We start from the raw sequence: 13,713 nt of genomic DNA on the forward strand, positions 1-13,713 counted from the left end.
GAACTTTCTAACAGGTTCACTATAGGCGCTGCCCCCGCAAAGAAAAAGCGGTGTTTTGAGTGCGGGGGCTAAGGCGTTGTGGTTAGGCGGGCAGGTGGATGTTAAACCTTTCCCTGATCCGCGCGTCTGTTTGGGGATCAAAACGGGCAGCGGATCGGTCTGCCAAGATCTCGGCTTTACGCTGTGTGGCTTTCTGGATCAGGTTGGGTTTGCCCAGTTCCATCCATTCCTTGGGCGAGGTCCGATCCCCGATTGCAGGGTAGATATATTCGGTTTGCATCAACGACAGGGTCTGCGCAGAACCCAGATAATGCCCCGGACCTTCAAGGCAAACAGCGCGGATCACATCCAGCGAAACGGTGTCTTCATTCACCTCAATCCCGCGCACACAGCGCAGGGACTGGCCCAGCAGATCATCCCCGATAATCAGGCTTTCCAGACAAAACCCAAGCAGCGAGGCGTGCATGCCCACAGACTCATACACCATATTAAGGCCCGCAAGACCTGCCATGACGTTGGAATGGGCCTGTTCATACCCCGCCTGCATATCGGGCATTTTGGCATCCGCAATCCCTGCGGCAGCGCCCCCAGGCAGACCAAGGAAATGGTGCATTTGGGCGCAAGCGGCGGTCAGCAATGCCTGTTCGCCTGATCCGCCAGACATGGCACCTGTGCGCAGGTCCGACACGAACGGCCAAGTGCCAAAGACGGTTGGATGGCCGGGCGCCATGGCGTTGACATAGACCATACCCGCCAGACATTCGGCAACCGCCTGGACAATTGCGCCTGCGATCGGGGCGGGGGCAGTGGCCCCTGCCTGACCCGCTGACAGCAGCAGGATCGGCATACCGCCGCGAATACAATGTTCCATCACCTGACAGGATTCGGTGGCGAATTTCATTGGCGGCACGACAAAGCAATTGGAATTGGAAATAAACGGCCGCGCGCGGTAGGCGGCCTCTCCGCCTGCGATTTCGTAGATCAGCTCGAACGCGCCTTTCATGAAGGATGGTTCGGTAAAGGACGTGCCGATGTGTTTTGTGGTGCCCGCACTACAGGCGTAAATGGTGTTGAGGTCCATTTCGAAATTATCGGGAATGTCGCGGCAGACCATCGGGCGTTGCAGGAAATGCACGTTGTCCAGCCGGTCTACGATGCGCGCAGCGTCATGCAGGTCTTGGACAGTGCATTCGCGGTAGCTGTTGGTTTCTACATCCACCAGATGCACCGCAGCCCCCGCTGTACCGTAATGGACGCGGTTGCCCGACAGGATCATATCGTGTTTCGCGTCGCGCCCGAACAGCGTCACGGACCGGTTTGCTTTGGCGAGCATGTCTTCGACCAGCGCACGGGGAAAGCGGATGCGGTTGTCATCGCCAAGGATCGCCCCCGCATCGGTCAGGATTTTCACCCCAGACGGGGGCGCATCGGCAAAGCCGATTTGCTCCATCGCATCCAGTGAAGCTTGGTAGATACGTTGAACGGCGGCGTCGGACAGGGGTTTATAGGTGCCACCGTCCATGCCTGCGCGTACAGGGCGGATGGCATCGGACAGGGGGGCTGCACGCAGGGCTTGGCGGGCAGAGCGGCCACCAGCGCGGCGGGAACGAGGGTCGGACATAACAATAATCGCTTTGAAAAGAGAAGGGACGGGCGTCAGCGGGTCAGCCGTTTTGGCGATCCGCGGGCCGCACGGCCCCGATCCGCACCAATGGTGCGAGAGATCAATGCCGTCATCCAGTCAAGGTCGATCATAAGCGGTGTTTCTTCTCCCAAACTGGATCAAGCCTGCGGTTTCAAAGCCCCGCAGGCATGTCTGTTCGCGTCAAAAACGTCGCTTTCAGATTGGGATTGCCCTGTTTTCCGCCTGTTTCAGGGGGAACAGAGGGCGTGGCTTTACCAGCTTCCGCCTGCACCGCCACCAGAAGAGGACCCGCCACCAAATCCCGAACTGCCTCCCGAGGAGGAGGAGCTATCGGATTTTTGGGGGATGATGACCGTTTCAGAATAGCGGTGATTGCAGTTGCGGCAGCTGTAATCCACCTTTGCCGTACCGGAATGTGATGTGGTCGCCGCAGAGATAATCGTGCGGTCAGAATGCAATGTTTTAAAGCTGCAATCGGGGCAAGCCGCGAATTGGCTGAACCAGGATTTATACCCCTCAATCATGGTGTGGTCGTCGTATTGGCAATACCAGACGTCATAATCTTTGGATTTTAGCGCTTCTTCAACCCGTTGCCCCTGGGCGAGGTATTGATCGTCTTCAAATTCCGCCAAACGGTGCATTTTACGGTTGCATAAATCACAGGTGCGGGGGCGAAACCGCAGCATTCTGCGCAGTCCGAACAGGCCGATACCCGTGCCGCCAAGTCCCAGAAACCCCGCAAACCACGCCCAGAACCCGCCAGAGCGGGCGTTGTCATAGGCGTTTTCGGTTTCGTTCCTGACGCGGGATAAAAATGTGGGGCGGTTGTCTGTGCCAAATTCAAGCTGCACACGTTTCAGTGTTTCCAACGTGCCTGCCTCGATGCCTGCGCTGTAATCGCCTTTTTTGAAGGCAGGCAGGAAGTGGTGGTCGATGACCCGTTTTGCGCGGTCGTCAAAGACAGGGGGATAGCCGTCGCCCAGCACGATACGCATTTCGCGGTCGCTGCGGGCCACTAGGATCAGGATGCCGTCGTTGCGATCTGCATTGCCGATGCCCCAAGTGTTGAACAGCCCCGTGGCAAAGTCTTTCAGGGTCGGGCTGCTGCCATAGTCGGTACGGCTGTCGATGGTGACGATGGTTGCCTCCAGCCCCCGATCTGTTTTGGCTTGGCGCAGGAGCGTATCAAGGCGGGATTCAGTTTCGGGATCAATAAGATCGGCAAAATCATTGACGTAAAGCGAATTGTGATCGGGATAGGATTGCGCCTGCTCCTGCGCCAAAGCAGAGGCGGCAAAACACAGGGCGGCACAGGTGGCGAAAAGGGATTTTGTAAGAAAATTCATCCCTGTTGCCTACGGTCCCGCCCTGTGTTTATCAAGAAAAACCGTCAGGCGGCCAGCTCGGTTATTACGTCATAGGCGGTCATCACATCGTCGCGGGTACAGTCGAACTGGCCAGCGGTAAAGCGGATCACATATTGGCCCTGATGCAGGGTTTGGGTCAGGTAGATCCGCCCGTCGTCATTGATCCGCTGCAACAATTCCGCAGAAGCCGCGTTCGGATCACCGCCTTTGGGGGTGTATTGAAAGGTGAACAGGGCCAGTCGGCTGTCTGTGGTGATGGTGAAATCGGGGCGGGCGCGTAGTTTGGATTCCAACTCTTTGGTCCAAGCCACGTGGTTGCGGATGCGGCTGCGCAATCCTTCCAGACCGTAGGCGCGGATCAGGAACCACAGTTTCAGGGCGCGGAAACGGCGGCCCAAGGGGACGGTCCATTCGTTGAAATTGGTGATTTCCTGCGCTTGTGGGGTTTCCAGATAAGACGGACGCAGGCCCATAGTGCGGCGCTGGATATTGGCGTCTTTCAGGAACTGGATGGAACAGTCGAAATTCGCACCAAGCCATTTATGGGGGTTAAAGACGATACTGTCGCAATCCTCGGCCCCGCGCCACACGTCGCGGAACTCGGGACAGATCATCGCCGATCCGGCCCATGCGGCGTCTAGATGGGTGTACAGGTCCTCGGCTTTGGCGATGGCGATCAATGGGGGCAGATCATCGCATGCGCCGATGGAGGTGCCGCCCGTGCACAGTACCAACCCTGCGGGGATATGACCCGCAGCGCGGTCGGCAGTGATAGCATCTTGCAGGGCGGTCGGGTCCATTTCAAAGGCATCGTTGGTTGGAATTTTAACCAGATTATCCTGCCCGATACCCGCAACCCAACAAGCTTTGTCGATAGAGCTATGAACTTGGGCAGAGCAATAAATGCGCAGGCGGCCCTGACCGGACAGGCCCTTGTCGTTGCCCGTAAACCCCGTGGCCCGCTCGCGCATTGTCAGGATTGCTGACAGTGTGGCGCTGCTGGCGCTGTCTTGGATCACGCCTTTGAACCCTTCGGGCAAGTCCATGGCCTGACGCAACCAGTCAATCATCACCTGTTCGATTTCAGTCGCCGCAGGCGAGGTTTGCCACAGCATACATTGGGAGGCGATGGCGTTGGTTAATTGTTCCGCAATCATCGACGCAGGGGCGGCATTGGACGGGAAATAGGCAAAGAAACGCGGGTGTTGCCAATGGGTTATCCCGTCCGGAACGATCCGTTCAAAATCTGCCATGATGGTTTCCATATCCACAGCCTGTTCCGGCGGATGGGCTGGAAGCCGCGCGGCAATGGCACCGATTTCGGTTTGGGCGCGCACGGGTTTATCGCGTAGGGTTGCGAAATGCTGTTCGATCCAGCGGGTCACGCGATTGGTCCATTGGGCGTAATCGGAATATTTCATGTCATCACCTAGCTAACGTGTTAACTAGATTGTAGCGGCAGCTTATTTTTTATGCAAGGGGAAGCTATACGCGCATTCGTATCCCCAAAGCGCAGTTCTACGCTGATTTACCAGAAATCTGTGCCGCATAGTCTTCTGCGTCAAACCAGCCACGGGATGATTTGATTTTTATGTCGTCTGACACGTCCCATTCTTCCCAGCCGCTAACTTTGGTGAATGCTTTGGTTTCACTATGGTGCCCGTAAAATGTCCAAACAAACAGCGCATGGTTGCCAGAAACGCGGATGTCATCGCACATCAGGTGCAGGTCGGGAAATGCAGCATAAAAGCCCTCGGCCATTTCTGCGATGGCTTTATGGCCTGTTAAAAGGTCGCCATTGTTGACGGTGATTTGGCCGTCGTCGGTGAAATGATCTGCCACGAACACACCATTATGAGAAGTCCAGGCAGCGGCATAGTCGTTGGCCAAAGCGATGATCGCGTCTTTGCGGGATTTGGGCATTGGGGCGTCCTTTTCATTTTCGGGGCAAACTAACAGTGCGGACGCAGGCCGTCTATGCGCAGCGATTGGAAACTGTCTGTACCGTTAAGAGTTGGCGCGGCGGCAGGGTTGTGGATATTTCCCCCAAAAAGAGCCGCATTCGCGCAAGCATTGTTGGGCTTGCCTTTTGGTGCAGGGTGGCTATGGTCAGCGCCATGAGAAACCAAAGCATCATTTGCTGCATTTGCATTATCCGCTGACAGTGTCAGGCGGGCGGCTTCTCTATTCCTTAATGTGATATGAAGTGTTAGGTCCGCCGCGGGACAGATACGCGCGCGTGTAAGGAAGACCTAATGACGACGATCAAACTATATAACACCAAAACCCGCAAAAAAGAGCCGTTTGTGCCGTTGGATGCGGATGATGTGCGGATGTATGTCTGCGGCCCGACGGTCTATGACCGCGCCCATATTGGCAATGCGCGTCCGGTTATTGTGTTTGATGTGCTGTATCGGTTGCTGCGCGAAGTTTACGGGGATGACCACGTAACCTATGCGCGGAACTTCACGGATGTGGATGATAAGATCAACGCCAAGGCAGCAGAAACAGGGCGATCCATCCGCGAGATCACGGATGAGACAATCCGCTGGTATCTGGAAGATATGGGTGCTTTGGGCAACCTAGAACCGGATCACGCGCCACGGGCGACCGAATATATTCCCCAGATGGTTGCGATGATTGAGGGTCTAATCACAGCGGGTCATGCCTATGCGGCCGAGGGGCATGTGTTGTTCGCGGTGGAGTCCTATAAAAACTACGGCTCGCTGTCGGGGCGGGATGTAGAAGATATGATCGCAGGCGCGCGGGTTGAGGTTGCACCTTACAAACGCAATCCGATGGATTTTGTACTGTGGAAGCCGTCAGACGCAGAAACACCCGGCTGGGAGAGTCCTTGGGGCTATGGGCGGCCCGGTTGGCATATTGAATGTTCGGCCATGGCGGATGCATTGTTTGGCAAACGGTTCGATATTCACGGCGGCGGGCTGGATCTGGCCTTTCCCCATCATGAAAACGAAAAAGCGCAAAGCTGTGCTTGCGGGTCGGAAGACGACTTTGCTCAGGTCTGGATGCACAACGAGATGTTGCAGGTTGAGGGCAAGAAAATGTCCAAATCCTTGGGCAATTTCTTTAGCGTGCGGGAACTGATTGATCAGGGATATCCGGGCGAGGTGATCCGGTTTGTGTATCTAAGCACGCATTACCGTAAGCCGATGGACTGGACGGATAAGAAGGCGAAAGAGGCAGAGGCGACTTTAAGGAAGTGGCGGGCGCTGACCGTTGGGGTTAAACCCGCTGCCCGTGCGGCTCCCGAGATGATGTTGGCATTGGAAGATGACTTAAACACGGCAGGGGCTATTGGTGTTTTACATCAGTTGGCTAGGGGAGGTGACCATAGAGAACTAGTTGCATCGGCTTCAGTGCTTGGACTGTTGAATGCCGAAAATAGTTCTTGGGCTCAGCCAAGAATCTACAGTGAAATTCTGGGGACTCGTTTAGACAGGTTGGCCAAGGCTTGGGGGAACGCTCGTGCCGAAAGAAAGTATGACTTGAGCGACAGAATTAAAGAAGCTCTAAATTTGAATGCAATTATCTTGGATAAAGGTTTGCGATCAGTAGACGCAGTAACCTTTGTAAAAAGCTTAACATGCGAAGAAAAGAAAGAGTACAAGTTTGATAGCTTTCTGTTTTTACGTGATGCTGACGCGCATCTTCCAGAACTGGAATCCATACTGGCAAGTAGAATAGATAAGCTTGAGGAAGATTTTTTATGACCAAAGAACGCTTGTATCTTTTCGACACCACTTTACGCGATGGGCAACAGACCCAAGGGGTTGATTTTACGGCAGAAGATAAGACCCGGATTGCTTTGGCGCTGGACGGGTTGGGGCTTGATTATGTCGAAGGCGGCTGGCCGGGGGCGAACCCGACGGACAGTGATTTCTTTGATGCAGCGCCTGCGCTGACGCGGGCGACGTTTACGGCTTTTGGCATGACCAAACGCTCGGGGCGATCGGCTGAAAATGACGATGTTCTGGCGGCAGTGATGAACGCCAATACGCCTGCAGTCTGTCTGGTGGGCAAGACCCATGATTTTCATGTGACCAAGGCGCTGGGCATTTCGCTGGACGAAAACCTGACCAATATCCGCGAAAGTTTTGCCCATATTGTGGCCAGTGGGCGCGAAGCCTTGTTTGACTGTGAACATTTCTTTGACGGGTTTAAGGCGAACCCTGACTATGCGCTGGCGGCGGCCAAAGCGGCCTATGATGCGGGGGCGCGCTGGATCGTGTTATGTGACACCAACGGCGGCGCTTTGCCGGATGAGGTACGCACGGCCACCAAAGCGGCGATTGCAGCGGGGATTCCGGGGGATCACTTGGGCATCCACACCCATAATGACGCGGAAATGGCCGTGGCCAATACGCTGGCGGCGGTGGATGCCGGCGCGCGCCATATTCAGGGCACGCTGAACGGCTTGGGCGAACGCTGCGGTAATGCCAACCTGACCGCGATCATCCCGACCTTGCTGTTGAAAGAACCCTACGCAAGCCGATTTGAAACGGGTGTGACGCTGGGCGGGTTGAAAACTTTGACCAAGGTCAGCCGGATGCTGGACGATATATTGAACCGTGTCTCGCACAAATGGGCGGCTTATGTGGGGGCCAGTGCCTTTGCCCATAAGGCGGGCTTGCATGCCAGTGCGATTTTGAAAGACCCGACCACCTATGAACACGTTGATCCTGCGACTGTGGGCAATCAGCGGATCATTCCCATGTCCAATCAGGCGGGGCAAAGCAATCTGCGCAAGCGGTTGAAGGATGCTGGGATCGAGGCACCCAAAGGCGCGCAGATGCTTGAAATTCTGGATGAAATCAAGCGGCGCGAGGATCAGGGCTATGCCTATGACAGCGCGCAGGCATCCTTTGAAATTCTGGCACGGCGGGTGTTGGGCATTTTGCCCAGCTTCTTTGACATCATGCGCTACCGCGTGACTGTGGAACGGACCAAAGTGCCGGGCAAAGGCCGTATGACCCTGTCCGAGGCGGTTGTGGCGGTGAATATTGGCGGGCAAAAACACTTGTCAGCCAGTGAATCCATGGATGAAACCGGCAACGATCAGGGGCCAGTGAACGCGCTGTGGCGGGCATTGGAACGGGATCTCGGGCCGTATCAGGCGATGATCGACGATATGCATCTGGTGGATTTCAAAGTGCGTATCACCAATGGCGGCACCGAGGCTGTGACCCGCGTGGTTATCGACAGCGAAGACGGGCAGGGCATGCGTTGGTCTACGGTCGGGGTCTCAGCCAATATAGTTGATGCCAGTTTTGAGGCCTTGGTGGATGCAATCAACTGGAAACTGCTGCGCGACGGAGCGGTGGCGGTCTAGAGCGCTGGTTTTGGCGTAACAGGGGGGGCGTGATGGATTGGGTGATATTCGTTCTGCGATTTGTGGCGATTTCTGCTGTGATCTATCTGGTCATTGCTGGCGGGCTGATCCTGTCGCAATGGCCGTCTAAGGTAGCGGGTGAAGGGCTCAGTTTCGCCAAGCTCGGGTTGATCGGCGATCCGGTGGACCCTGTGACCTATAAGGCTCGCGATGGCGCCAAACTGGCGGTTCGGTCCCACGGCGGGCAGGGTGGTCCCTTGGTTGTTGTGGTGCACGGGTCTGGCGGGCACGGCGCTGCCTATGATTGGCTGGGTGCGCGCATTGCAGCGGAAACAGGGGCAAGGGTGTTGGTGCCTGATTTGCGCGGGCACGGGGTGAACCCTGCGCCCAAGGGCGATGTGGCTTATATCGGCCAGCTTGAGGATGATCTGGCGGATTTAATTGCCCAGTACCGCATTAAGGGGCAAAAGCTGTTGTTGCTAGGCCATTCATCAGGCGGTGGTTTGGTTCTGCGATATGCAGGTGGCGCTTACGGTGACACTATGGACGGGGCCGTTTTGTTAGCGCCGTTTTTGAAATATAACGCGCCCACCATGCGGCCCAATTCGGGAGGCTGGGCGCAGCCTTTGACGCGGCGGCTGATCGGGTTGTCTATGTTGAATATGGTGGGTTTGAAGGTGTTGAACGGCATGACGGCGATTGTGTTTAACCTGCCCGAAGGAGCTTTGGCTGAAAGCATGGCGGGGGGCTATTCATTCCGAATGAACACCTCCTTTTCGCCGCGCGCCGATTACCTGAAAGATGTGGCTGCCCTGCCGCCCTTTGTGGTGATTGCAGGGAAGGACGACGAGGCGTTTCTGGCGGATCAGTATCAGCCAGTCATGTCAGCGGTGACTGACAACGGGCGCTATCACATTCTGGACGGGGTGTCCCATCTGGATGTGTTCACACAAGAAAAGACAGTAGATCTGGTAACAAACTTTATGCGGGACAGGTTATGAGTTTAACAGAAGATATCGCCAGTTGTGCAGAAACCGTGCATGCAGGGGATCCGATGCGGTTTTTATCGGCGATGACCGCCACTGGCGCGGATCGCGATGCCTTGATGGTGCTTTATGCCTTTAACGTCGAAGTGTCCCGCGCCCCTTGGGTGACATCCGAACCGATGATCGCAGAGATGCGGTTGCAATGGTGGTTGGATGCGGTTGAAGAGATTTACACAGGGGCCACGGTGCGCAGGCATCAGGTTGTGACGCCACTGGCGGATTTGATTGCCCGAAAACAATTGCCCCGTGCGCTGTTTGACGGCGCGATCAACGCGCGACAGTGGGATATTTACAAAGAACCCCACGCCGATGAAGCCGCACTATGGGCCTATCTTGCGGCAACTGGTGGCGGGGTAATGGCCTTGGGCTTTAAAGCGCTGACAGATGCAGGGGACACGGCATATTTGGACGCGGCGCAGGCCTATGGCACCGCCTGCGCGGGGGCTACATTGCTTGAAGCTGTACCTGCTTTGGAAACGGCTGAGCGTTATCCTTTGGTGGATGGTACGGGGGCTGGTGTGCAGGCGTTGGCGCAGGCTGCGTTGGATCGGTTGGACAGGGCGCGTTTGCAGTTGAAGCGCGCGCCTCGGCCTGCGCGGGCTGCTTTGCGCGCCGGCTGGTTGGCGCGTGGAGTTTTGCGTCAGACTGTTGCAGAGCCGCAGTTGGTTGTGGCGGGTGGATTAGGTGGCTCGGACGCGGGGAAACGGTTGCGTTTGATGGGTTTGGCTGCGACCGGCCGATTCTAAGTATTTGAGGAACATTGAAGCCGAAGGGGGTTAGCCCTTTGGTTGATCAGATGTTTTGCGGGTGATCATGGCCAGCCAGACCAGAGAGCCGAAGGCCAGTGCGAGGAAAGGCACCATAGCGAGGTTTACGGCGTGCCAGCCCTCAATCGTGCTGCCCCCTGAACAGTTCATCAACCCGCCAGATGCGAGGGATGCGACTGTGACCATACCAAAGACCATGAAGTCGTTCATGCCTTGGGTTTTGCCCCGTTCCTCGGGCGTGTGGGATGTGGCCAGCATGGCCGTTGCGCCGATGAAGCCGAAGTTCCAGCCGATGCCAAGCAGCACGAGGGCCAGGAAGAAGTTGGACAGCTCCACACCTGATAGCGCAACAAGGCCTGCGCACATCAGAATGAACAGGCCGGTTCCCATGATCTTTTCAACGCCAAAGCGTGCGATCAGGTGGCCGGTAAAAAAGCTGGGGGCGAACATGGCGAACACATGGGCGGTGACGATCTGGCCTGCGTTTACCTCGGTAAAGCCGCAGCCGACAACGGCGAGCGGGGTTGAGGTCATGACCAGGTTCATCAACGAATAGGCTACCATTGCGCAGATAATTGCTGTGGCAATGCGGGGGGTTTTGAGCAGTTCAAGCCTGCTGCGACCTGTGTAGGGTTTGTCCCTGTCCACTGCGACGTCAGATGATTTCAGGAAGGGAAAGATCACGAACCCTACGCAGTTCAGCACAAAGGCAGCCACATAAATGCCCAGAAAGGGAACCACCATCGCGTCAAAGGCGGCTGCGCCCAGTTGCGGGCCGATAATTGCAGACAAAAGCCCCCCTGCCATCACATATGAGATCGCTTTGGGGCGATAGACATCAGAGGCAAGATCGGTGGCGGCAAAGCGATAGAACCCTTGGGCTGACATATAGATGCCGGTGAAATACGACCCGATCAGTAGCATTGTGAAAGAATCGCTGTAGATGGCGTAGGCACAGACCAACGCGCCCAAAGCACCGCCGGATGCCCCAAGAATAAAGCCCGCGGTCCGCCCGAAACGTTGCATGAATTGTGACAGCCAAGGTGCCGTTGTCATAGAGCCAAAGACAATCATCGAGATCGGCAATGTAGCAAAGCAGATGTTTGAAGCGAGTTTTTGCCCTGCGAGTCCCGAAAAGGTAAACAAAAGAGGCATTTGCGCGCCCAGAACGGCCTGCGCGATGATCAGGATCAGCACGTTGCGTTTGGCGAATTGGTCTGTTGTGGTCATCATGGGGCAAAGCGGTATCTTGGATTTTCGGGGATGCCAAGCGGATAGTTGCCTTGTGCTGCAATGGCGGCTGTTGGCTGGTCTTAGGCGCGATCAATGATATGGGCGAATGATCCGCTGATGGTGCCACTGCGCAAGCCCATGGGGTTAAGGACGGTGCCTTCGGCATCAGTGGCGTGGAACAAGGGGTCGCCTTTTGCGCTTAGGGTTGTGGCGTAGTGGAATTCATGGGCTTTGAGGTCCCAAGCCCAAGGGCCGCCTTGGGGGGTCAGGTTTCGATAACCAAGGTGGAGTTTTCGGCTGGCAAAGCTGGTTTCCAGTCGCAACAGCCCTGCCATTTGGTGACGGGTTCCGCTTGCGTCCACCAGCCCGTCGCCCAGCATCATATAGCCGCCACATTCGCCATAAACTGCTTTGGCGTTGCGCAGACCATCCAGGAAACGGGTGTTTGCGGCGAGTTGACCTGCGTGGAGTTCCGGATATCCGCCGGGGAGGATCACCATGTCGGCTTGTGGTGGGGGGTGATCCGCAAGCGGGGAAAAGGTTTCAATTTCAGCGCCTTGGCCGTGCCAACTTTGCAGAAGATGGGGGTAGGCAAAGGCGAAGGCGGTGTCGGATGCGATAGCAAGACGTTGTGCAGGTGGGGGCAGCGGCGTGCTTGTCGCCTGTGGCGGGGTTTGGTTTTCTGCAAGGCCAATCAGTTGGTCGATATCGACGGAATCTGCCGCGATGTCAGCGGCTTGATCCAAGAAAGTTTCGAGGTCCGGATGCTCGGCTGCTTGAATAAGCCCAAGGTGTCGGGACGGGGTTTGCAGACCGTTTTGACGGTGCACTGCACCAAGGACGGGGATGCCAAGCGGTGCAAGGGCCAAACGAACCATACGTTCATGGCGGGGTGAACCGACTTTGTTCAGGATGATGCCTTTGATGGTGACGCTGGGATCAAGAGTAGCAAAACCTTTGGCTACGGCGGCAACGGATTGGGCCTGATGGGAAACATCAAGGATCAGGATGACAGGCAGGTTCAGTATGCGGGCCAGATCAGCCGTTGCGCCTTTGCCATCCGGTGGGGCGCCGTCGAATAGCCCCATCGCGCCCTCAATAATCAGTGGATCAGGCCCCGCAGCAAGTGCGCGAATGTGATCCGGGTGCATGGCCCAAGCATCAAGGTTAAAACATTCCGCCCCGCAGGCAGCGGCGTGAAAGCGCGGGTCGATGTAGTCAGGACCGGATTTTGCAGATCGTACGGGGATGCCGCGGTTTTTTAAGGCCCGCAGGATGCCAAGCGTAAGGGTGGTTTTCCCACTGGCAGACCCCGGTGCAGACAGGATTAATCCCGCCATTAAGACGCCTCGGCGGGGCGGCCTCGACCTAACGGATCAGTGTTGCGGGGCGGGATGCCTTTTGCCATGCTCATCCAGTCCAGCGTCTGGCGCATCAGAACTGATCTGCCAACGCAGATAATCGCAGGCGGTGTCAGCCCAGAGGCGGCGAGATCGGCAGTCAGATTACCAAGGGTGGTTTCAAGAACCTGCTGGTCTGGGGTGGTGGCACTGGTCACAACGGCGCAAGGCTCGGATGCGGGGCGACCTGCGGCCAACAGTTCTTTGGCGATGGGGTCGATGTGTTTCATCCCCATGTAGATCACCAGAACTTGCGAGCCTTGGGAGATGGCGGGCCAGTTCAACGAAGACGGGGTTTCGCCCGATTGGTCATGTCCGGTCACAAAGGTGACGGATTGGTTCACGTCGCGGTGGGTGACAGGAATACCCGCATAGGCAAGACCGCCGATTCCTGCTGAAATACCAGGGATAATGCGGATCGGAATGCCGTGTTGCACAAGGGTCTGACCCTCTTCGCCACCACGCCCGAACACAAAGGGGTCGCCGCCTTTAAGGCGCAGAACCCGTAGGCCTTCCTTTGCAAGGTCCACCAAGCGCAATGAAATATCCCGTTGTTTGGCCGAAGGCTTCCCCCCCCGTTTCCCCGCATATTCCAGCGTGGCATCAGGTTTCGCCCATTCGAGAATTCGTTTATCCACAAGCGCATCATAGACGATAACATCCGCCTGCCGCAGCGCGTTCAGGGCGTGCAGCGTCAGCAATCCCGGATCACCGGGGCCTGCGCCACACAGCCAGACCCAGCCAGATTGCAAAATGGGCCAGTCGCCCGAGGGAAGAGGATTCGATGTCATACGAGCTTTATGGACCCGAAATGCCAAGGCTCGCAAGACGGGTTGCGACGGATTATTGTGTAATAGAGGCAGCGCAATGAGTATTTCGGGAACATTGAAGCGCTCAACTGG

General features: G+C 56.4%; 11 protein-coding genes. 4 read left to right on the plus strand and 7 right to left on the minus strand.

Annotation, left to right across the window (positions count from 1 at the left end; translation table 11 throughout):
• Window positions 1-82 precede the first annotated feature (82 nt).
• From GGE09_RS15830 to GGE09_RS15845, 4 genes are all read right to left on the minus strand, one after another.
• Window positions 83-1,621 carry a trimethylamine methyltransferase family protein gene (locus GGE09_RS15830; protein WP_309747136.1) on the minus strand — a complete coding sequence of 513 codons (1,539 nt, stop codon included), beginning with the start codon at window positions 1,619-1,621 and terminating at the stop codon, window positions 83-85.
• 275 nt (window positions 1,622-1,896) lie between these two features.
• Window positions 1,897-2,991, minus strand: a complete 1,095-nt coding sequence (locus GGE09_RS15835) for a TPM domain-containing protein (RefSeq protein WP_309747137.1) — start codon at window positions 2,989-2,991, stop codon at window positions 1,897-1,899.
• 44 nt (window positions 2,992-3,035) lie between these two features.
• Window positions 3,036-4,433: a pyridoxal-dependent decarboxylase gene (locus GGE09_RS15840; protein ID WP_309747138.1), complete on the minus strand. Its 1,398-nt coding sequence runs from the start codon at window positions 4,431-4,433 to the stop codon at window positions 3,036-3,038.
• 97 nt (window positions 4,434-4,530) lie between these two features.
• Window positions 4,531-4,935, minus strand: a complete 405-nt coding sequence (locus tag GGE09_RS15845; RefSeq protein ID WP_309747139.1) for an SgcJ/EcaC family oxidoreductase — start codon at window positions 4,933-4,935, stop codon at window positions 4,531-4,533.
• Window positions 4,936-5,267: 332 nt separating this feature from the next.
• Here GGE09_RS15845 and cysS point away from each other — a divergent pair, with 332 nt between their 5' ends.
• Genes cysS through GGE09_RS15865 form a run of 4 tightly spaced genes read left to right on the plus strand, consistent with a single transcriptional unit; the run spans window position 5,268 to window position 10,157 of the window.
• On the plus strand, window positions 5,268-6,746 hold the full coding sequence (cysS, locus tag GGE09_RS15850; protein WP_309747140.1) for a cysteine--tRNA ligase: 1,479 nt from the start codon (window positions 5,268-5,270) through the stop codon (window positions 6,744-6,746).
• Window positions 6,743-8,365 (plus strand): citramalate synthase, encoded by a 1,623-nt coding sequence (cimA, locus tag GGE09_RS15855; RefSeq protein ID WP_309747141.1) that lies wholly within the window; start codon window positions 6,743-6,745, stop codon window positions 8,363-8,365. The genes cysS and cimA overlap by 4 nt, the downstream gene beginning before the upstream one ends.
• Before the next feature lie 32 nt (window positions 8,366-8,397).
• Window positions 8,398-9,366, plus strand: a complete 969-nt coding sequence (locus GGE09_RS15860; protein ID WP_309747142.1) for an alpha/beta fold hydrolase — start codon at window positions 8,398-8,400, stop codon at window positions 9,364-9,366.
• Window positions 9,363-10,157: a squalene/phytoene synthase family protein gene (locus tag GGE09_RS15865; protein ID WP_309747143.1), complete on the plus strand. Its 795-nt coding sequence runs from the start codon at window positions 9,363-9,365 to the stop codon at window positions 10,155-10,157. The genes GGE09_RS15860 and GGE09_RS15865 overlap by 4 nt, the downstream gene beginning before the upstream one ends.
• A gap of 30 nt (window positions 10,158-10,187) precedes the next feature.
• Here GGE09_RS15865 and GGE09_RS15870 read toward each other — a convergent pair whose 3' ends face one another.
• From GGE09_RS15870 to cobA, 3 genes are all read right to left on the minus strand, one after another.
• The gene (locus GGE09_RS15870) at window positions 10,188-11,411 is read right to left on the minus strand and encodes an MFS transporter (protein WP_309747144.1); all 1,224 of its coding nucleotides are present in this window, start codon (window positions 11,409-11,411) and stop codon (window positions 10,188-10,190) included.
• An 80-nt stretch (window positions 11,412-11,491) separates the two neighbouring features.
• Window positions 11,492-12,751, minus strand: a complete 1,260-nt coding sequence (locus GGE09_RS15875; protein ID WP_309747145.1) for a cobyrinate a,c-diamide synthase — start codon at window positions 12,749-12,751, stop codon at window positions 11,492-11,494.
• Window positions 12,751-13,602 carry a uroporphyrinogen-III C-methyltransferase gene (cobA, locus tag GGE09_RS15880; RefSeq protein WP_309747146.1) on the minus strand — a complete coding sequence of 284 codons (852 nt, stop codon included), beginning with the start codon at window positions 13,600-13,602 and terminating at the stop codon, window positions 12,751-12,753. Before cobA ends, GGE09_RS15875 begins: the two co-directional genes overlap by 1 nt.
• Window positions 13,603-13,713 lie beyond the last annotated feature (111 nt).

The organism is Roseobacter sp. N2S (genome assembly GCF_031454055.1).
Lineage (GTDB): Bacteria > Pseudomonadota > Alphaproteobacteria > Rhodobacterales > Rhodobacteraceae > Amylibacter.